General features: G+C 51.0%; 23 protein-coding genes. 15 read left to right on the top strand and 8 right to left on the bottom strand.

What is annotated here, in order from left to right; genetic code table 11:
- Nucleotides 1–11: 11 nt before the first annotated feature.
- Together UNDYM_RS22960 and UNDYM_RS22955 are read left to right on the top strand one after the other, a co-directional pair.
- Nucleotides 12–695: an ABC transporter ATP-binding protein gene (locus UNDYM_RS22960; RefSeq protein ID WP_162043190.1), complete on the top strand. Its 684-nt coding sequence runs from the start codon at nucleotides 12–14 to the stop codon at nucleotides 693–695.
- Between the two features lie 22 nt (nucleotides 696–717).
- Complete coding sequence (locus tag UNDYM_RS22955) at nucleotides 718–1,530, top strand: TOBE domain-containing protein (protein ID WP_162043189.1); 813 nt, start codon at nucleotides 718–720, stop codon at nucleotides 1,528–1,530.
- 37 nt (nucleotides 1,531–1,567) lie between these two features.
- Here UNDYM_RS22955 and UNDYM_RS22950 read toward each other — a convergent pair whose 3' ends face one another.
- Nucleotides 1,568–2,281, bottom strand: coding sequence for a hypothetical protein (locus UNDYM_RS22950; RefSeq protein WP_162043188.1), 714 nt, complete (start codon nucleotides 2,279–2,281; stop codon nucleotides 1,568–1,570).
- A gap of 252 nt (nucleotides 2,282–2,533) precedes the next feature.
- Nucleotides 2,534–4,696, bottom strand: coding sequence for a gluconolaconase (locus UNDYM_RS22945; protein WP_162043187.1), 2,163 nt, complete (start codon nucleotides 4,694–4,696; stop codon nucleotides 2,534–2,536).
- Nucleotides 4,697–4,861: 165 nt separating this feature from the next.
- On the opposite strand from UNDYM_RS22945, the gene UNDYM_RS22940 reads away from it, so the two are divergent.
- From UNDYM_RS22940 to UNDYM_RS22930, 3 genes are read left to right on the top strand one after another with little or no spacing between them, the layout of a single operon-like run.
- Nucleotides 4,862–5,572 (top strand): glutathione S-transferase N-terminal domain-containing protein, encoded by a 711-nt coding sequence (locus tag UNDYM_RS22940; RefSeq protein WP_162043186.1) that lies wholly within the window; start codon nucleotides 4,862–4,864, stop codon nucleotides 5,570–5,572.
- Entirely contained in the window at nucleotides 5,569–6,708 is a 1,140-nt protein-coding gene (locus UNDYM_RS22935) for a hypothetical protein (protein ID WP_232063569.1), read from the top strand. Before UNDYM_RS22940 ends, UNDYM_RS22935 begins: the two co-directional genes overlap by 4 nt.
- A gap of 39 nt (nucleotides 6,709–6,747) precedes the next feature.
- On the top strand, nucleotides 6,748–7,320 hold the full coding sequence (locus tag UNDYM_RS22930; protein ID WP_162043184.1) for a hypothetical protein: 573 nt from the start codon (nucleotides 6,748–6,750) through the stop codon (nucleotides 7,318–7,320).
- 38 nt (nucleotides 7,321–7,358) lie between these two features.
- On the opposite strand, the gene UNDYM_RS22925 is transcribed toward UNDYM_RS22930, so the two are convergent.
- On the bottom strand, nucleotides 7,359–8,054 hold the full coding sequence (locus UNDYM_RS22925) for a transporter substrate-binding domain-containing protein (protein WP_162043183.1): 696 nt from the start codon (nucleotides 8,052–8,054) through the stop codon (nucleotides 7,359–7,361).
- Between the two features lie 198 nt (nucleotides 8,055–8,252).
- On the opposite strand from UNDYM_RS22925, the gene can reads away from it, so the two are divergent.
- The 5 genes from can (at nucleotide 8,253) to UNDYM_RS22900 (ending at nucleotide 11,758) form a co-directional block, all read left to right on the top strand.
- Complete coding sequence (can, locus tag UNDYM_RS22920) at nucleotides 8,253–8,921, top strand: carbonate dehydratase (protein ID WP_162043182.1); 669 nt, start codon at nucleotides 8,253–8,255, stop codon at nucleotides 8,919–8,921.
- 115 nt (nucleotides 8,922–9,036) lie between these two features.
- Complete coding sequence (locus UNDYM_RS22915; RefSeq protein WP_162043181.1) at nucleotides 9,037–9,204, top strand: DUF2256 domain-containing protein; 168 nt, start codon at nucleotides 9,037–9,039, stop codon at nucleotides 9,202–9,204.
- Between the two features lie 26 nt (nucleotides 9,205–9,230).
- On the top strand, nucleotides 9,231–10,778 hold the full coding sequence (locus tag UNDYM_RS22910) for a cryptochrome/photolyase family protein (RefSeq protein ID WP_162043180.1): 1,548 nt from the start codon (nucleotides 9,231–9,233) through the stop codon (nucleotides 10,776–10,778).
- Nucleotides 10,779–10,808: 30 nt separating this feature from the next.
- Nucleotides 10,809–11,048: a TIGR02450 family Trp-rich protein gene (locus tag UNDYM_RS22905; RefSeq protein WP_162043179.1), complete on the top strand. Its 240-nt coding sequence runs from the start codon at nucleotides 10,809–10,811 to the stop codon at nucleotides 11,046–11,048.
- On the top strand, nucleotides 11,048–11,758 hold the full coding sequence (locus UNDYM_RS22900; protein WP_370529366.1) for an SDR family NAD(P)-dependent oxidoreductase: 711 nt from the start codon (nucleotides 11,048–11,050) through the stop codon (nucleotides 11,756–11,758). The genes UNDYM_RS22905 and UNDYM_RS22900 overlap by 1 nt, the downstream gene beginning before the upstream one ends.
- A 15-nt stretch (nucleotides 11,759–11,773) precedes the next feature.
- On the opposite strand, the gene UNDYM_RS22895 is transcribed toward UNDYM_RS22900, so the two are convergent.
- Nucleotides 11,774–12,391: a nitroreductase family protein gene (locus UNDYM_RS22895; RefSeq protein ID WP_162043177.1), complete on the bottom strand. Its 618-nt coding sequence runs from the start codon at nucleotides 12,389–12,391 to the stop codon at nucleotides 11,774–11,776.
- 36 nt (nucleotides 12,392–12,427) lie between these two features.
- Entirely contained in the window at nucleotides 12,428–13,309 is an 882-nt protein-coding gene (locus UNDYM_RS22890) for an EamA family transporter (RefSeq protein ID WP_162043176.1), read from the bottom strand.
- Nucleotides 13,310–13,513: 204 nt separating this feature from the next.
- On the opposite strand from UNDYM_RS22890, the gene UNDYM_RS22885 reads away from it, so the two are divergent.
- Both UNDYM_RS22885 and UNDYM_RS22880 read left to right on the top strand, forming a co-directional pair.
- Nucleotides 13,514–14,029: a MarR family winged helix-turn-helix transcriptional regulator gene (locus UNDYM_RS22885; RefSeq protein WP_162043175.1), complete on the top strand. Its 516-nt coding sequence runs from the start codon at nucleotides 13,514–13,516 to the stop codon at nucleotides 14,027–14,029.
- Between the two features lie 77 nt (nucleotides 14,030–14,106).
- Nucleotides 14,107–14,562 carry a hypothetical protein gene (locus tag UNDYM_RS22880; protein WP_162043174.1) on the top strand — a complete coding sequence of 152 codons (456 nt, stop codon included), beginning with the start codon at nucleotides 14,107–14,109 and terminating at the stop codon, nucleotides 14,560–14,562.
- An 18-nt stretch (nucleotides 14,563–14,580) separates the two neighbouring features.
- Here the strand turns inward: UNDYM_RS22880 and UNDYM_RS22875 are convergent, their stop codons facing one another.
- Nucleotides 14,581–14,847 carry a hypothetical protein gene (locus UNDYM_RS22875; RefSeq protein WP_162043173.1) on the bottom strand — a complete coding sequence of 89 codons (267 nt, stop codon included), beginning with the start codon at nucleotides 14,845–14,847 and terminating at the stop codon, nucleotides 14,581–14,583.
- Nucleotides 14,848–15,587: 740 nt separating this feature from the next.
- Nucleotides 15,588–16,223: a TetR/AcrR family transcriptional regulator gene (locus UNDYM_RS22870; RefSeq protein ID WP_162043172.1), complete on the bottom strand. Its 636-nt coding sequence runs from the start codon at nucleotides 16,221–16,223 to the stop codon at nucleotides 15,588–15,590.
- 226 nt (nucleotides 16,224–16,449) lie between these two features.
- Between UNDYM_RS22870 and UNDYM_RS22865 the strand changes: the two genes are divergently transcribed.
- Complete coding sequence (locus UNDYM_RS22865; RefSeq protein WP_174244962.1) at nucleotides 16,450–17,547, top strand: MBL fold metallo-hydrolase; 1,098 nt, start codon at nucleotides 16,450–16,452, stop codon at nucleotides 17,545–17,547.
- An 82-nt stretch (nucleotides 17,548–17,629) separates the two neighbouring features.
- Here UNDYM_RS22865 and UNDYM_RS22860 read toward each other — a convergent pair whose 3' ends face one another.
- Nucleotides 17,630–18,241 carry a LysE family translocator gene (locus UNDYM_RS22860; RefSeq protein ID WP_162044754.1) on the bottom strand — a complete coding sequence of 204 codons (612 nt, stop codon included), beginning with the start codon at nucleotides 18,239–18,241 and terminating at the stop codon, nucleotides 17,630–17,632.
- A gap of 95 nt (nucleotides 18,242–18,336) precedes the next feature.
- Here UNDYM_RS22860 and UNDYM_RS31165 point away from each other — a divergent pair, with 95 nt between their 5' ends.
- Nucleotides 18,337–18,471 (top strand): hypothetical protein, encoded by a 135-nt coding sequence (locus UNDYM_RS31165; protein ID WP_255456498.1) that lies wholly within the window; start codon nucleotides 18,337–18,339, stop codon nucleotides 18,469–18,471.
- Between the two features lie 27 nt (nucleotides 18,472–18,498).
- Nucleotides 18,499–19,359, top strand: a complete 861-nt coding sequence (locus UNDYM_RS22855) for a GlxA family transcriptional regulator (protein WP_370529492.1) — start codon at nucleotides 18,499–18,501, stop codon at nucleotides 19,357–19,359.
- The last annotated feature ends 90 nt before the right edge of the window (nucleotides 19,360–19,449 follow it).

The following is a 19,449-nucleotide window of genomic DNA, read 5'->3' as shown; positions in this document are numbered from 1 at the left end:
GAGCAAATAAAATGCAATTTGACCTGCACATACACAAGAGCCTGCAATCTGGCCAGCGTCGCTTTGAACTGGATGTTGTGGTTCGCAGCGATAGCCAGCGCCTCGTCATACTTGGCCCGTCTGGCGCGGGCAAGAGTCTGGTGCTCAAAGCCATCGCCGGTTTGATGACGCCCGATACTGGCTATATCCATGTGGCAGGTAATACCCTGTTCGACCATACTGCGCGTATCAACCTGCCGCCACAGCGCCGCCAGCTTGCATACCTGTTCCAGGACTACGCCCTGTTCCCGCATCTGAACGTGGCGCAGAATATTGCTTTTGGTCTCAGTCATGGCTGGCGCAATCCATCTGCCAAAGTACAGAATGAAAAAGTCGATTACTGGCTCGAAGCACTGCACATCAAAGCCCTGGCCAGGCAAATGCCGCATGAATTATCCGGCGGACAAAAACAGAGAACAGCCCTGGCCCGCGCCCTTATCGCCGAGCCGCGTGCACTTTTGCTTGATGAACCTTTTGCCGCCCTCGACCAGCCCCTGCGCATCAGCATGCGCAAAGAGCTGGACAGTCTGCAAAAGCAATTGAATATCCCCATGATACTCATCACCCATGATGCAGAAGACGCCCAGGTGTTTGGTGAGCATGTATTGAATTTGCAGGATGGCAGACTCGTCGAAAGCACAAAATATGCAGCATGAAAGCCAATGAGGACTGTAGCAGATGAATGCAAAGAATAAAGAAATTACTCTGCAAGGCGCAGTCTGGATGACCGTAGATGGAGAAAACCTTGGAGGCCAAAGCCGCATCTCCTTGCTGGCCCAGCTTGCCGAAAGTGGCTCAATTACCCAGGCCGCAAAAGCCGTCAAGATGAGCTATAAAGCCGCCTGGGATGCCATCGACACCATGAACAATCTCGCAGGCGAACCCCTGGTAGAGCGCCTGACCGGCGGCAAAGGCGGCGGTGGTACAAGACTGACCAAGCGTGGTGAACAACTGGTCAGCAATTTCAAGATCATAGAACAAGAACACCGCGACTTCATTGCCCAGCTAGACAGGCAGGCAGAGGGCATTGCTGACGATTTTTTATTGATCAGGAAAATGAACATGAAAACCAGTGCACGCAACCAGTTCCTCGGCAAAGTCAGCCAGGTCAAACCCGGTGCCATCAATGATGAAATTGAACTTGAAATAGCCGGTGGCCAAAAGATTGTCGCCATCATTACCCATGAAAGCACGCAGGAGCTGGGTTTGCAAATCGGTGCAGAAGCCTTTGCACTCATCAAAGCATCTTCCATCATCCTCATGGAAGAAGATGCCAAGGCCAGGCTGTCAGCCCGCAACCAGCTCACCGGCACCATCAGCCGCATCCTGCCAGGTGCAGTCAATACCGAAGTGGTGCTTGAATTGCCAGGTGGCGCAACACTGGCTGCCATCATCACCAATGAAAGCGCGACCAGCATGGGTCTCGTCGTAGGTGGCACGGTGACTGGCCTGTTCAAGGCTTCCAGTGTGATTTTGGGCGTGGCAGGCTGATAATCCATGCAAGAGATGCCGGGCCTGACATCTCAGTTCAACGAAGCGTATGCGACTTCTTGGTACGTATGATTCTTCCTGTATGAGCATTGACCACAATGGATTTCATCTCTGCGGTAAAGCTGTCATCCGATAAGGTCTTGATGAATGTCCAGATCAAAGCATCAAATTTCTCATTGTATTCAAGCCTGATAGTCATGTCTCTTTCAAACATGCCCTTCTTGATGAGGCCACTATCTTCATCGTGTTCGATGATGTAAGCCATGTTTTTTTCGAGGAAACCTCTTTTGGCAATCAGCGGGATGAATTCTTTAAATGCATGGAACACTTGCTTGTCAGGTGAGCTGGCATAAGCAGGAAGGTTGATTTCCCTGAGCACACTCGCATCAGAGCGGAGCCAGATTTCAGCAGGAAAAATGACTTTAGGCGTTCCAGGTAATTCAAAATCGAACTGCAATATATAGGCCGGAACTTTTACATGCTCATTTTTAAAATCTGCTTCCAGCAACTGAGCACGAGCAAATTTCAAATGAGCGTATTGTGTTTCACCCAGGCGGTTTTTAAGATGTCCGGTCAATCGCGCTACCACTGGCTGTGGGAGATCTGCCAGTGATTTTGTTTGTTTTGTTTGATAGCCACCGAACGAAACCAGACCATGTCCAGCTGACTCTGGAACAATTTCTGCAAATGCAGGGCAAGCTAGCTGACTCAGAAAAACGAGAAATAGCGAGCGGGCTAAGTGAGTAATCATCCGGGTTTGCGTGAGGTTTCTTTCAGCACCTGGGCAGTGTGCAAGCCGATAATAGTGAAATACTGATCAAGCTGATGCTGAATTGCAGGAACTTGTTATTGATCAGCTTGAGCAAGGATTTATAGAATTTCATAAGGATGCAAATTATTCAGGTAAATGGTGTGCTGGCTAAGTGCCATAAGTACTGTTTTTATTTTAGCATGCGTGAAAATCGCATTCTCAAAAACAGGGCTCATTGAAACAAGTTTGTCCTTACTCTACTCTGAACCCCAAATCCCGATTGTCCTTCGCCACATTCCCCGCAAAGTCCGCTGTATGGATACGCAAGACATAATTGCCAGGCGCCAGCTTGCTGATATCCCAGCTGCCTTTCTTCGCAATCCCATCCTTGACCGTATTGCTTGCCATGTACAAAAAGCGGGTTTTCTTGGCACCATGCACGGTAATGCCGCTTTCTTCTGCATACAATAATTTGACCATTTCACGGTCGGGTGGCAGGGCATTGAATTCCATCGTCATGCGTGGGGTTTCATAACCGGGCACGGGGCTGCCGTCGGTGTACAAGAGTTGATAACCCAATTGGTACAAGCCCAGACGACGGCGTTTGGCATTGCCATCGACCTGGTCATAGGCATCGACGACGATGCCATAGTCTTTGACCTGGCTGGACAGGAGCAGGCGGCCCTGTTGTTTGTCCTTGATCTCTTTGCCGCTGCCATCAACGATAGTGATGTCTTCTATCTGCGGTGCGATGGTATCGACCAGGCCGGGGAAGTTCAATTTCAAAGGATTGATTTTAAGACCTGCATGATTATGTTCCAGATGCACATGGAACATGCGGTTGATACTGCCCAGCGCTTCGCCAGTCTTGAAGCGGGTGCCGCGCCTGACCCGCACTGCATAGGGTTTGCCATCTGCCAGTGTTTGTAGCTGGAATTTATCGTCATCAATCAGCGCATCTTTGGCGGTGCGCCCGACCTTCATGTGGATATAAGCCATGCTGTCGAGCTTGATGCCTTCGCTGAGTCCGGCATAACCCCAGCTACTGCTGGTGCCGCGCACTTTTTCACTGGCGATGGCATATACGGTCGTGCCCATGTTGGCCTGTACATCAAGGCCACCGTGGAAGTGGTCGCGACTTTCACCATCATAATTGCCACGCACTTCACCCATGGTGCCAACGACTTCGTGCGGTGATTTTTGCGGCTTGATGGGCCATGGATAGGATTTGATTTCGTCATCAAGACGGGTATTTTTTATTTCCTGCATAGTGGCTGGCGCTGCCGGTTTTTGTCCAGACATGCTGTCCGGCATGCCTTTGCTATGCAGGCTCACCAATTGCAGGCGGGCGGAATCGCTGACCAGCAGACCACCTTTGTCATTCAATGCTATGCCTGTCGGCTGCTGGAAGCGTATGGCCTTTTCATCCCCGGCTTCAAAGCTGATGCCCACACCTGTGAGACCACGCATTTCACCTGTGGGAGAAATCTGTAAGATGCGCCCCTTGCCACCTTCACCTATGTACAGATGATCGTCATAAGTGGTAACAATACTCAAAGGGCGGCGCATCAGGGGTTTCTCTTCATCATCAAGGGCACGGGCCAGGGTGGTGACTTGACCATCCTTGCTCAGCCTGCGTATGGCGTCGTTCTTGCTGTCGGCGATGAGGATGTCGCCCTTGCTATTGATTGCCAGTCCAGTTGGCGTATCAAACAGGGCAGCGGCGGCTGCTCCATCCAGATAACCAGAGCCATTGCCACCGGCGAGTGTGCTGACCTGGCCATCCGGGCTGATCTTGCGTATACGGTCATTGTAAGTGTCGGCTACGTAGATATTACCCGCCTTATCTACCGTTATGCCGACCGGGCCATTGAATTGTGTCTCAGCACCCATGCCATCGCGGTAGCCGGGTTTGCCATTGCCTGCTAATGTCGTCACCACGCCTTCAGGGCTGATGCTGCGTATTGCATGATTGCCGGTATCGGCCACCAGCAAATTACCCTTGCCATCCAATGCAATGCCGGAAGGGGTATTGAAAGCCGCCTGATCAGTCTTGCCGTCGGCAAAACCTTCGACAGAACCGGCATAGGGCGCAACTGCGCCATCAACGCTGATCTTCAAGATCTGGTTATGCTCACCTGCATCGCTGACAAAAATAGTGCCCTGCTTGTCTATCGCGACTGCATAAGGGTCAGAAAAATAACTGCTATCGACGTCATGCATGCCTGCATACACATTCAGTTCAGCCTGCCAGTCAAATGAAGTTGCTGCCGGTTTTTTGATGATACCTACTTTCGCCAGCAAGTTATCGGGCGCAACATTGCTGCTGTCTTTGCCCAGATAGCGTGCCAGCCCCAGGACTATGGCGATCAAGGCGATAACAAACAGCAGGCGTATGAGGATGGTTCTGAGCATGAGGCAAATAATAGTATGTACTGCACAAGTCGTGCAGCTTAGCCCAAATGTCGTCCACTCGCCATCACAGATATGATGGCCCTGCGCAGAAATTTCATAAATGGATTAGCATCTGGTTTCTGCGCCTGAAAGGCCGCTCTAAGATTAACCCAGGAAGGAAACACCATGTCCAGCTCTGTTCTTAATAATTTCCCCATCACCAAAAAATGGCCAGCCCAGCATCCTGAGCGCCTGCAACTGTATTCACTGCCGACACCGAATGGCGTCAAGGTTTCCATCATGCTCGAAGAAACCGGCCTGGCTTATGAACCCCACCTCGTCAGCTTTGAGACCAATGACCAGATGTCGCCAGAATTCCTGTCGCTGAACCCGAATAATAAAATCCCTGCCATCATTGACCCGCAAGGCCCCGGTGACAAGCCACTGGCCCTGTTTGAATCCGGTGCCATCCTGATCTACCTGGCAGACAAGACCGGGCAGTGCATCCCCGCCGATGCGGCTGAGCGTTATGAATGTCTGCAATGGCTGATGTTCCAGATGGGTGGCATAGGCCCGATGTTTGGGCAGCTTGGTTTCTTCAATAAATTTGCAGGCAAGGCCTATGAAGACAAACGCCCGCGCGACCGCTACGTGGCAGAGTCCACGCGCCTGCTGGCCGTCGTCAATCAACGCCTGGCCGACCGCAAATGGATCATGGGCGATACCTATACCATTGCCGATATCGCGATCTTCCCATGGATACGCAACCTCATCGGTTTTTATGAGGCAGGCGAGCTGGTAGGTATCAATGACTTCCCCCATGTGCAACGTGCCCTGGCCGAGTTTGTCGGGCGCCCGGCGGTGCAGCGGGGCTTGTTGATACCGGCACGCGGATGATGTTCGCTAAAAATATCAAGCTCTTCAGTCTCTTTGGCAGTGCCTTGCTATTGTCTGGCACTTGCCTGGGTGCTACTTTCAGCGACAAACCGCTCAAGTACACCAGCAAGAACAACATGGGAGAGAAGGTAGAACTGACGATACCTTTCATCTCGACTGAGGATCGGCAGGTGGCAGATCGTATCAATAACTTTTTGCATATACAGTTATTGAATACTTTGCCACCTGCGAAAGAAAACACTGCTGCAAAGATGGCACTGATAGAGCTGGAGCTTCCTCTTGAGTCCATGGAGCCAGCATCTTCGGGCCTGCTGAACGGCAAGCGACAATATGCTATCGTTGTCAGTACTGAGGGCTGTGGCGCATATTGCAGCTTGAATGAAATCCGTTTTGACTTTGATGCAAGGACAGGGCGTGTCATCACGCCTTTGGAATTATTAAGCGAGCCTGGTAAAAAGGCCCTGGCGATACTGGCGCAAAAAACCAATGCGAGGCGTTTGCGAACTGAAATAGCTCGTCTGGAAAAATTGCGTAACAAGGGTACGAAAGAGCGCGACAAAGAAACGGTGGCTGATCAGATCGAACTATACGAGCGTTGCCTGGAAGAACGTTATACCAAATCTGGCAGTCTCTATGATTTGTATCTGAAGTATCCCGGTCAGATAAGCATACTTGATGGTGCACTGAGTTTTGATAGCGGTACGTGTTCAGCACATGTGAACCGCGCCATTGATGATCTGGGCAATCTGGTCATGACACTCAAAGCACCGCAATTGACAGCTTACCTCAGCAGCTATGGGAAATATATTTTGCTCGATGAGGGGGATGGAGCGATTGCTGACATCAATCCCTATGCCCAGGTTTTTCACGGCAAGATCAATGGCAATACGCCCATTACCCTGATGCTGACAGATAGTGTTGAAGGTGCATATTACTCAAGCTCGCGCTACTTTTATGACAAACATCGCCAAGCCATACCGCTCAAAGCAGCGCGCAAGAAGGATGTAACCGAGCTGACTGAATTTGACGGCAAGGGCAAACCAAGCGCAACCATCAGTTATCGCCGGGAAGGCAATAAATTACTGGGGCAGTGGCGCGGGGCAGGTAAGACATTGGCTTTCGAAGCATCACCTTGAGTTCTGTACATATCCAGGATATCAACCAGCAGACACCCAATGACGATATTAAAAACCGGATTATTGTTACTAGCCCTTGCTTTTAATGCTGCTGCCAGCGCTGAAAGCATGAGCAGGTCTGCCGAAATTGAAAAAATCTATCAACAAGACCAAAAGACGCGTTCTCTGTTCAAGCGGGGCGATGTTTATGACAGGCCCGCAGAGTTGAAATCAGATGCTGCCCACCGCATGCGCCTGTTTGAAATGATGGTCGATGAGCTGCCCTGGACAGCGAGGGATTTTGCTTTGGTGTCGGTTGTTTTTCAGCACACCAATACCGGTGGCGAATCCGAAGAAAACGAGAGTTGGCGTTCACAGGAAAATCACTTGCTGAGTTTCTTTATGGCGCGCAAGGCTGCCAGGTTAGGCTTATTTGAGCAGGCCGGAAGCATGGTTGGCCGTATTGACCGCTATCTGAAAGCCAGCGGAATACCCAGGGATTATGGGCTGGAACTGGTGTCAAAAACACCTTTCAAGGTGTGCACCATTAATCCCGACATCACCGACGAGCAAAGGCTTGATGCCGGGCTGCCATTGAGATTGAATGAAATGATGAAGGAATTCTGCCACTGATTCTTGACCCATGCAGGCAAAATACGCGCCTACCTGGTTCAATGATTCTTGCGTAGCAAAGCTTCCAGCCTGTTGGCCAGGTCTGCATGTTTCTTGTGCAGGTAATGGTAGAGCGGTGTCGTGCTGATGGGTGGGGTCAGCATGTGCACTGTGCCTTCGAGACCCATCTCTTTGACCAGTTGCAAACCTGCCTGTTCGTCAATGACAATGAGCTCTACCCGGCGGTTCAGCATCTGCCTGAAAGCCGCCTTGATATTATGTTCGGCATGGCCGGTACTGAAGCCCTGGGTATTTTGTTCTATGACCTTGGTGCCGGTTTCATAAGAAAACGTATGTTCTTTCAGGCTGGCCCAGCCTTTGTCGAGATCGATGTTTTTATCCATGGCAAAGGCTACGGTATTAGTGGTTGCCAGCGGCACCATGATTTGCAGGAGATTGGGATATTCCACACCCAGGCCCGTCTTGCGCATGAGTTCACCATCCAGGCGCCCACTGTTTGATTCCTGCAAGGCGCGGTTGCCGGGCAGGTTGACGAACTCGACCTGCATGCCGAGCTTTTTATAACACTCGGTCAGATGAATTGCTGCAGCTTTTTCCATGGGGCCGCCCTGGCCAAAGGTGGCGATGCGTATGCTCTCTTGCTGCGCAAGGACAGGGCAGGCAGCATGCAGACAAAAAATGCTGAATGCAACTAGCCACTTCGCAACGGTTTTGCCACACTTGCCTGAGGTCATGCCCTGAACTCCGTTTTCCGGGTGTTGGTTTTTATCAAGTATTGGTTTTTATCAAGTATTGCCGATACAGGATTGTCATGCAATATGAATATTTCGCTCATGTCAGATAGACCATGCCCGGATATATTAGGGCTTAATCAAGCAGCCAGTGCACATTGCAGGTAGAATCTCGCCTGTCTAGAATAAATGGGCGAGAGCATGAACGCAACAAGCAACACTGGATTGACTCCACAGCAATTATTTGAAAACAACCGCAAATGGGCTGCTGCCATCACGGCAAAAGACGCCAACTTCTTCAAGACGCTGGCGGCACAGCAAAGCCCTGAATACTTATGGATAGGCTGCTCTGACAGCCGCGTTCCAGCCAATGAATTGCTGGGCCTTTTGCCTGGCGAACTGTTTGTTCACCGCAATATCGCCAACGTGGTTGTGCATTCTGACCTCAATTGCCTGTCTGTATTGCAATTCGCGATTGATGTACTGGGTGTCAAACACATCATTATCTGCGGCCATTATGGCTGCTCAGGCGTGCATGCTGCCATGACCAACCGCCGTGTTGGCCTGGCCGACAACTGGCTGCGCCATGTGCAGGACGTGCATCAAAAACATGAGAAATACCTGGGCGAGGTATTGTCTGTGCAAGAGAAAAGCGAACGCCTGTGCGAGCTCAATGTCATTGAACAGGTGGTCAATCTTTGCCGCACCACTGTCGTACAAGACGCCTGGGAGCGTGGTCAGTCACTGACTGTGCATGGCTGGGTGTATGGTCTGCGCGACGGTTTGCTGAGTGAACTTGGCATGACCATCAGCTCTGCTGATGAGCTGACCCCGCATCTCGAAGCCAGCCTGGCACGTTATGATCAATAAAGACGCCATTTTTGGAATCAGTTAGTGGCAATACAGATGGCTGCACAATGCAGCCATCTCTTCATTTGCATGATCAAGGCATCTCCCCGATGGTCTTATTCAGAGGCGGATTCAAATGAAAATGCGCAAAAAGGCCGACCTGCCCAGCAAGCTTTGCCAGACTTGCGGCCTGCCATTTAACTGGCGCAAGAAATGGGAAAAAAACTGGGACGAGGTCAAATACTGTTCCCAGCGCTGCCGCAGCAACAGCCAGAGCAATCGCAATAGCAAGTCTCAGACTTGAGAGCCGTTATCAGATCGGAAAGCACCATGCAATCTACTGCACCTGCAACGACATTGCGCCTGATACTCGGTGACCAGCTCTATCCTGCGCATAGCTGGTTTAGCCAAGCTTCTGACGATGTCGTCTATGTCATGATGGAAATCCGTCAAGAGACAGATTACGTTCTCCATCATGCGCAAAAAATTATCGCCATCTTCGCCGCCATGCGCGAGCTGGCTGCGCAACTCCAGGCTGCTGGCCATCGCCTGCATTATCTGGCTATCGATGATGCAGACAATACGCAATCTCTGACAGCCAATCTTGACTGGCTGCTGGCACATTACCAATGCAGTCAGTTTGAATACCAGGAGCCTGATGAATTCAGGCTTGATGCACAACTCGCCGCCTATTGCGATGCCAGCAAGATCAATTGCCGCATGCGCAGTAGTGAACATTTTTTTACCCGCCGTGATGAAGCCGCCATCCTGTTTGAAGGCCGCAAGAAATGGTTGATGGAAAATTTCTATCGCCACATGCGGGTCAAGCACCAGGTCTTGCTGGAAGAAGCCAACAAACCAGTCGGCGGGCAATGGAATTACGACCACGACAACCGCAAAGCCTGGCCCGGCATACCCTGGGAACCGGCAGACTTCCGGCCACGGCATGATCATTCAGGCTTGTGGGAAACCATACAGCAGGCAGGCATCAATAGCTTTGGTGAGGCGAACGCGAGTAATTTTGCCTGGCCGCTGAATCGAGCAGAAGCACTGGCGCAACTTGATGCTTTCATCCAGCATGCCTTGCCGCATTTTGGTGAGTTTCAGGATGCCATGAGCAGCAAGTCATGGCGCTTGTTTCATTCACTGATTTCTTTCGCCTTGAATGTCAAAATGCTGCAGCCGCAAGAAGTGGTCAGCAAGGTAGAGGCGGCACTCTGGGCCGGCCATGCCGCACTGCCTGCAGTAGAGGGCTATATACGGCAGATACTGGGCTGGCGAGAATATGTGCGCGGCATTTACTGGGCGCAAATGCCAGGCTATGAAGAACATAATTTCTTTGGCCATGAGGCAGAATTACCAGCATGGTTCTGGACTGGTAAAACAAAAATGCGTTGCCTCTCCAGTGCCATCAGCCAGTCGCTGGAGCAAGCCCATGCCCACCATATTCAACGCCTGATGGTCATCGGCAATTTTGCCTTGCTGGCGGGCTTGCAGCCGCAGCAAGTTCATCGCTGGTACCTGGGTGTTTATATCGATGCGTTTGAGTGGGTAGAATTGCCCAATACTTTGGGCATGAGCCAGTTTGCTGACGGTGGTATGCTGGCCACCAAACCCTATGTATCCGCCGCAGCCTATATCGACAAGATGAGTGATTATTGCAAGGGCTGCCATTACGATAAAAAGCAACGTACAAGCGAACAAGCTTGCCCCTACAATGCCCTGTACTGGGATTTTTTTGCGCGCAACGAAGACAAGTTATCCAGTAACCCCCGCATAGGCATGGTATATCCGCAACTCAGGAAAATGGATAAAGACGTCTTGCAGGCGCTGCGCGACAGGGCAACAGATATACGTGCCAGGCTCGATGATCTTTAAGTAGATATAGCACCATTTGAAAGCCAGAAAATGAATCCCATACAGCCAAACAAGCTCATGCTCTCCAAATGGACTGCGGTAGAAGTCGTCGCCAAACAAAAGCATTTTCTGGTCAGTAAAGTCTATTTGCCTGAGCAACAAGAAGGGCAGCTTGTCATGAATGCCCAGGTAGAATTTGTTGAGCTTGAAGCCGTGTATACCAAGGCCAAACGCAAGATCGCCTGGCGGGAACTGGCTGACACGACCATGTGGAAGCAAGGGTGGCTATGATGGCGGATAGTTTGCTAAGCTCCTTCCCGCAGGGCTTCAGGGCGTTAGTCATCGGTGCATCTGGCGGCATAGGTGCGGCATTTGTAGAATTATTGCGTGCGCAAGAACATTGCGGCCTGGTTGTAAGTCTGCATCGCCAAAGCCAGCCGCCGCTGGACTTCGCCAGTGAAGAAGGTATCGCGCAAGCCGCTACTGTGATGAAAGAGCATGGCCCTTTTCATCTCATCATCAATGCGACGGGTGTATTGCATACTGCTGACTTCATGCCCGAGAAAAAACTGGCCGATTTGCAATATGCACAAATGCAGGCGACCTTTCTCGTCAACACCTTTGGTCCTGCCTTGCTCCTGCGTCACTTCGCACCTCTGCTCGACAAACAGAGAGGTGTCATGGCCATGCTATCTGCCAAGGTCGGCAGTATAGGAGACAATCGCCTCGGCGGCTGGTATAGCTACCGCGCATCCAAGGCGGCGCTGAACATGATGATCAAGACCGCCGCCATAGAACTCAAACGCACCCATCCTGATGCAGTCTTATTTGCCTTGCACCCCGGCACGGTCAACACCGCCTTGTCGCAACCTTTTCGCGGCGCAAGCATAGGCCGCCCTGTCACGCAGGCAGCCAGTGAAATGCTGGCGGTGATCAACAGCATGAAGCCTGCACAATCGGGTGAGTTTTATACTTATGCTGGTGAGACGCTGCCCTGGTAAATCCTCAACAGGCTCTCAAACCAGTTGCATCACTTCATGCACTTGCTTGCGTGGTTTTTGCGGCCAGTTGCCTGTGGCGGCATAGCCCACCGTGATCAGCATGACCGGGATTTCTGTGGCATGCAGATCAAACTCACGCGTCACCGCATCTGCATCAAAACCACTTAACGCGCAAGATGCCAGCCCCTTGCCTTGTGCTGCCAGCATCAAGGTCATTGCCGCCAGCGATGCTGAGCGCAGGGCTTCATCCCTTTGCAGCACCGCATTATTGGTATGGCTTTGTTCAGCCATGCTCACCCATGTTGTCAGCATCTTGTTATCGATGATCCCAGCATCTACGGAGGGGCGCAAGGCGGGTTCCAGTTGGGTGTGGGCATTCAAGGTGCCGCAGATGATGAAAGTCACCGCAGCATCGCTGACTTTTTGTTGGTTGAAAGCTGCTGCCTGCAAACGCTGCTTAGCCTCGTCGCTGACAACCGCCAGGAATTTCCAGTTCTGAAAATTATAGGCAGAAGGTGCCAGTGTCGCCAGGCGCACGAGCTCGCTGATCTCGTCATGGCTGAGCTTGCGGCTGCTGTCATAGTTATTCGCAGAAATGCGGGATTCAATAATTTCTTGTATGGATGCGTGCATTTTTATTCCTCAATTAAACGAATGGTGATTAGAAAATCAAGCCTGGCTACGCATGCTTTTTTGCACAACGATGACGCTGGCAAGAACGATCAATAAACCTGCCAGCGAGAGTCCGCGCATGCTTTGATCAAGCACAATCCAGCCCAGGATGACGGCGGTGATGGGGCTTAACAAACCCAGTGAAGACACGGCCACCGGTGACAAGCGTGCTATGCCGCGAAACCACAGACTGTAGGCCAGCAAGGCACCAACGACGGACAGATAGGCATAACCCAAAATCTGCGTCATGTTCAGTGCAGGCAGCGGGGCATCTACCAGCAGACTTAAAGGCAGCAGGATCAAACCTCCGAGCAAGAGCTGCCAGCCTGTGAACGCCAATACCGGCAAACTGCTTTGCCAGCGTCGCGACAGATAAGTGCCACCCGCCATGCAGATCGCCCCGGCCGCAGCAGCTGCCAGACCCACGGCATCAATGACCGCCGTGGCTGATAGCAATAGCGCCGCCATCCCCAGTACGGCACAGACACTGGCCGTGATCGCCAGCGCGGCTGGCCTGCGCCTGTCCATTAACCAGACCATTGCCATAATCAGCAAGGGCTGTATTGAACCAATCACCGCTGCCATGCCACCTGGTAAACGGTAAGCAGCAATGAACAGCAGCGCCTGGAAGAAACCGATATTCAGTGCAGCCAGTACCAGCAAGCGACCCCATTCACGCGGCAAGGGCAGGCGCTTGCAAAACAGCACCAGCAAAATCCCGCTAGGCAGGCAGCGCAGCAGGGCGGCAGTAAATGGCCGGTCTGGCGGCAGGAATTGAGTGGTAACGATATACGTGGAGCCCCAGATGGCAGGGGCAAGGGCAGTCAGCAAGGTGTCGAGCCAAAAGCCCAGACGTGAAGATGCATTCGCAGTTTTCATGATAATGTCTTGAGTTCAAGATAAATTCATCTTAGCATAAACTATCTTGATATCAAGATAAATGCACATGCCTTGTGTGGTCTTTAAGGTCGCTGCAAGAGGTGAAAGAGCGTAAATACATGAATCGCCAAAGGGCTACCCATATAATGGCGACCTATACGCAAACGAATAATTGATGCGCGAATGAATAATCAGGGGAGCAAGATGGCGGAAAAAACGATGGATGCAGTCGACAAGATTTTGGAGCAATGGCGCAATGCCAGACCAGACCTTGATTGCAGCCCCATGGAAAACATAGGCCGCCTGCGCCGTTGCAGCGACCTGCTGAGCCGCGCGCTTGAGAGTACCTTCAATACCTTCGGCATGAGCGCCTGGGAATTCGACATGCTGGCCACCTTGCGCCGCTCCAGCGCCACCTTCTGCATGAGCCCGACTGACCTGTTCTCCAAACTCATGGTCACCTCCGGCACCATGACACACAGACTGCAAAAACTCGAAGCCAGCGGCTGGATACTACGCCTGCAAAACCCCGACGACGCCCGCAGCATGCTGGTGCAATTGACAGATACCGGCAAAGATCTGGTAGATCGTGCGCTGGTTGCTCACGTAGAGAACGAGAGACGCATCATGGCGGGTTTAAATGCTGCGGATTTGAAGCGTTTGAATGAGGGCTTGCGGGCGATGTTGGCGGTGTTGGAGAGGAGTGGAGAGGATATCTAAACACTGTTCAGGCCCCAAATCAGCAAGCAAGAAAGCGGAGTTCTCTGGGTTTTAGCTTATGATTGCAATCCATTTCAATGCAAGCATCACCAAAAATTATGACAGAAATACATATACTGAAAGACCAGCAGCAAGGGGCATTTTTTCGTGGTTTGAGAAAATCCATGCCTTTATGGCTTGTAGTCGGAGTCATACTCATGAATATCTACTTTTATAAATCATGGGTACTGCCAGCTTGCCTGATTGTAGCCTTATGCATCGCAATGCCATGGCAGTTTTCTGGACGTAATAGATGGGGTGATCAATTGATCTTCACTCCAAGTGAACTTACAGTCATGAAAGGTGGTGAGATCGTTGATACGATTGATTTCCAGTCTCTTAAGCAAAAAAATTTTAATGACGATACTTTTACCTGCGTGTGGGAAAAGAATGGCAAAAGAAAATTTATTATTGTTGGACGCGAAAGCTTTAGCGATGAGAGCTGGCAGAAATTGGCAGATGCATACGAGAATTTGAACCATCAAGTTGTTTGATGTTTCTGAATTAGAAGTCTATGAATGATGCTCTGGTGTTTGCAATTCTGACTGCGTTCCTTTTTTCAGGACTATGGTCTTGCTGACAGGGGATGTGTGGTAATCCAGCGTTTCCAAATAAAGTTGCTTGCCTTCTTTGGAAACCAGCAGTTGCAGATTCTCAGTCCCGCCATGCACCTGCGCGTTGGAAAATGTACCGTCCTCACGCGTGGTCGATTCACTCACCCAGTTCCCATAAATAATGAAAACAGAGGCTTTGCTGACAGCCTTGCCTTCTTCATCCACGACCTTGCCCGACACTCTGAGCAAGGAATGGCATGCACTCAGACAAAGGGAAAAAAATAAAAGTGGCAGAAGCTTGTATTGAATTTTCATTTGCTTGTTCAGAGAATGAGTGAAGCTGATCATTTGTTGTGGCTCGCGTAGCTGTGATTAAGCTACGCTCAAATCGCACCTACGAGGTGGACATGTCATAGTAAGCCAGGCTTACTGGTAATGCCAAATTAAGAGCGATATGATTCGTGTCAGGAAATTGATAAGCATTGAAATACTACTGAAAGTTGAGCATATCAACAATCTGCATCACGCATATTGGATACGGCTTTCAATTGCTCGATGATTCAAATTTTTTCAATAACATCAGCTGTATCTTTTTAAGGTTCAGAACAACATACCAGCCTAAAAAAAATAACGGGAGATTGACTATTGTACGTATCCAATAAATATTGTCACCAAGCCTGATATGCATAAATATCGTCACCGCAAAATAGCAGGCGTACAGGAAGCAACAAAAATTGAATAAGTGAAGAAATACGGTTGGTCTTGATTTGAGCGAGTGTAACAAATACCCTGAAATAATGCCGATAACGAGCACGATCATCATACCAGCTCCGTATGGCATGAATGGCAGCGGTGGTCGCCAACCTATAAGTGCATTTACCGCCAAGCATATAAATAAGTAAGCGAAGTAGAGTGCCGCGATCAACTTCATTTTTTTGATGTCTGACATTTTGCGCTATCGCTAATTATCGATCTTCTTGCATGGTATCAGCAGCCACCCCGTAAAACCCCAAAAACATTCCCGCCGTCAGTTCTATCAACACCTTTTGCTGCTGCTCTTCCAGCATAGGCTGCCCCATCGCGACTTGCGGCCAGAAGGCCAGGGACTTGAGTTGGCCTTGCAACATGTCGCCCATGAAATAGGGGTCGCCAGATTTCAGCTTGCCATCGGCTTGCGCTGCCCTGATCCAGGCGACGATGCCTTCTTCGCGTTTGCTCATGCGTTCGACCATGTCGCGGGCGCGGTCCGGGGTGTGGATGGTGGCGGCCACGGCGACGCGGACGAGGTCGATGAAATTGGTGTCGCTCATCAGGCGCATCTTGTTACCAAGGAAAGTTTCCAGTTGTTCGCGCAGGTTTTTATCGGCCTGGTAACGAAAATCATCCTGAGAAACAGCGCTTTGCCACAATTTTAACAATATTGCGGCGAACAAATCGTCTTTACTGGGGAAGTGGTTGTACACCGTGCGTTTGGAGACCACCGCTGTGGCGGCGATCTTGTCCATGCTGGTTGCATCGAAACCATTGAGGCGAAATTCATGGATGGCTGCCTGCAATATGGCTTCGCGCTTGCGGTCGGTCTGGCGTACGGGTTCTGACATTTTGTAATTTTATTATCTGATGTGCTGGTTGAGCCTGTCTGGCTGCGATAAAAGAATTTTACACTAAGTAGTTTACTTTTTCAGATTTAGAAACTACACTGTGTAGTGTAAATATTCGACGCAGCATTTTTCTTGTGTAGTTTTATGCAGTCATCAGGCGCAATCATTTATGCCCCGAATTTCGCGGTTTGTATTCAGTCTCTTCATGACAGGAGTGTTGATCATCATGGCTTATGTTTCTTATCCCAGCAATGCCCAGAATTTACCCGTCGTTGCTACTGCAATTGCGCCAGCAACGCCGGCCCCCGCTGCTACAGGCGGCTTTGTCAATGACAAAGAGATGCGCGAACCCGGCTTGTGGGGCAGCCTCAAAATCATGTGGAAGTTTTTCTTTGACAAGCCCAAAGACACTGTACCGGGTGGCAGCATACCCGTGTTTGATCTGACTCAAGAGCAGTTGCTGGCTGCACCGGACAATAGTCTCTACCGCCTTGGACATTCAACCATGCTGATGAAGTTGCAGGGTGAATTCTGGCTGACTGACCCGGTGTTTTCTGAACGTGCTTCGCCCTTCCAGTGGATGGGCCCCAAGCGTTTTCACCAGCCGCCTATCAGCATTGCTGACCTGCCGCCTATCAAGGGCATCATCCTGTCGCATGACCATTATGATCACCTTGATTACGCTGCTATTTTGCAACTGGCGAAAAAAACTGAGCACATCCTGACACCGACAGGTGTTGGTGAGCGCCTCATCAAATGGGGTATAGCTGCAGACAAAATCCAGCAACTTGGCTGGTGGCAAAGCACCTGGGTCAATGGCATACAGTTTGTGGCGACGCCTGCACAGCATTTTTCTGGCCGTGGCCTGCATGACCGTGACCAGACCCTGTGGGCATCGTGGAGCATACTCACGCCTGAGCTGAAAATATTTTTCAGTGGCGACACTGGCTACTTCAAGGGCTTCAAAGAGATAGGTGACAAATACGGCCCCTTTGACCTGACCATGATAGAAACCGGTGCCTATAACAAGATGTGGCCTGATGTGCACATGCAGCCAGAAGAGTCCTTGCAGGCGCATATCGATTTGCGTGGCAAGACCATGCTGCCTATCCATAATGGCACCTTTGATCTGTCCATGCATAGCTGGTTCGAACCCTTCGAGCGTATTGTCGCACTTGCCAAGCAACATGATGTGAAAATCAGTACGCCGCAGATGGGCGAGGAAGTCGATATTGCCGAACCGCAAACGGGCAAACGCTGGTGGCTGTTTCCTATGGTCCAGGCCAGCAAGCCTGTGTCCTTGCAGTCAGCACTTGCCGAGTGATATTACACAGCAAGCGCGCAGAGACGATCACACATAATACGATTACAAAGGCAGGGCCAGGTTTTTATTCAAAAATCTGGCCTTACTTGATGATTGGCAGGGCCGCACCAGCCAGCACAAATAAAGTCCCGCAAGAGCGGTTGAACAGCTTTTCGCCGCGCTCCAGCCAGGGGCGTATCTGGTGGGCCAATCTGGCCAGCAGGCATTCGACCACAAATTCCATACCCGCAAATGTCGCTGTCATGATCAGGAATTGTGTCAGCAAAGAGCGCTGCAGATCAATAAACTGCGGCAAGAAAGCGCCATAGAACAGGATCACTTTTGGATTCGCAATGGCGGTCAGCAAACCGGTGCGGAACAGAATGTAGCCATGTGCACTGCCCTTATTTTCTTTCAGCGAGAGATGCAGGGCGGGGGCGCGCCATAACTGTATGCCCAGCCAGACCAGGTAAAGCCCACCGCCTACCTTCAGCACCAGCAGGGCATGTGAAGATGCCTGCAGCAAGGCGCCCAGGCCAAACATGGACAAGGCAATCAGGGCAGTAAAACCCACGACGCCGCCAGTGATGGTCCACAAGGCTTTTCTTGCGCCATACATCGCGCCATGTGTCATTGCAAGCAAGCCATTTGGGCCAGGTGTCAGCGACAGTCCCAATACTGTGATTGCGTAAATAATCCAGATGTTCAAAGCCATGTTTTCTCCCGTTTTCCATGCAGTCAGTGTAAACAGTATCATGTTTTATAAATGGTAATATCTAGACTTATTAAGGTAAATTATGGACATCGATCATGCCAAGCTATGTGCATACTGAAACGACTGTGGCAGACATACGCCTGCTGATCATGCCTTTGCCAGAATTTGCGATGCTGCCGTTTGGGGGATTTCTGGACAAGCTGCGCTTTACCGCAGATGAGGCAGACTAGAGCCGCCAGCGGTACTGCACCTGGCAAATCCTCGGCCTGGAAGCGGGCAGTATCAAATCCAGCAGTGGCATCGATGTACAAGTCCAGCTTACACCGGCAGAAATTAATTATGCAGACTTTGATTACCTGGTAGTTTTTGGTGGCAGGAACGCGCAGGCAACGCAGGCGCTGGCACCCCGCTACAAAAACATCCTGCGTAAAGCGGCAGGGCATGGCGTGAAGCTGGTCTGTATTGATAATGCCTGCTTCCTGCTGGCTGCCTGTGGTTTGCTGACTGGGCATAAAGTTGCCTTGCACTGGCGGCATGAAGCTGAATTCCGGGCATCATTCCCCCGTATAGAAGTCGTCAGCGGGCAAATGTACTGTTTTGATGGCGAGCGCGGTGAACGAATTTCATGCGCCGGTGGCATGGCAGCGATAGACCTGGCGATAGAAATGCTGGCGCGTGCCTGCGGCCGCAGCCGTGCGCTGAAGGGCCTGGCCGACATGCTGGTCGATGAGGCGCGCAGCAGCAGTCATCAACTACGCTCACTCGATACGGAAGCCGCGACAAGTCGTCATACCGGCCGCGCCATTGCCCTGATGCGCAGCCTGCTCAGCGCCAGCAAGACCATCGATGAACTTGCGGGCATGGTCGGTATCAGCAGGCGGCAGCTGGACCGCCAGTTTTTGTCTGAGCTTGGCATGACGGCAAAGAACTACTGGAATGAGTTGCGCCTGCAGCATGTGCAATGGCGCTTGCTCAATTCTGCCCACAGTATTGCTGTCATCGCAGATGAAGCAGGCATAGCCGATGTCAGCTATCTGGGGAAGATATTCCGCAAGCGCTTTGGCATGTCGCCAGCGCTATTTCGAAAGACATCACCGGGTGTGCCGCCAATGCCTTAGTTTTTTTAATCATGCGTGTGGGCGATGATGAGCAGATGGTATTAGAAAGTCCGTGAGGTTGGGGCGCATTGCAATGCGCCCTACGACATC

Source organism: Undibacterium sp. YM2, from assembly GCF_009937975.1.
Classification (GTDB): Bacteria; Pseudomonadota; Gammaproteobacteria; order Burkholderiales; family Burkholderiaceae_D; genus Undibacterium.
The sequence above is the reverse complement of the archived record's forward strand: the minus strand, read 5'-3'. Positions and strand labels throughout refer to the sequence as shown.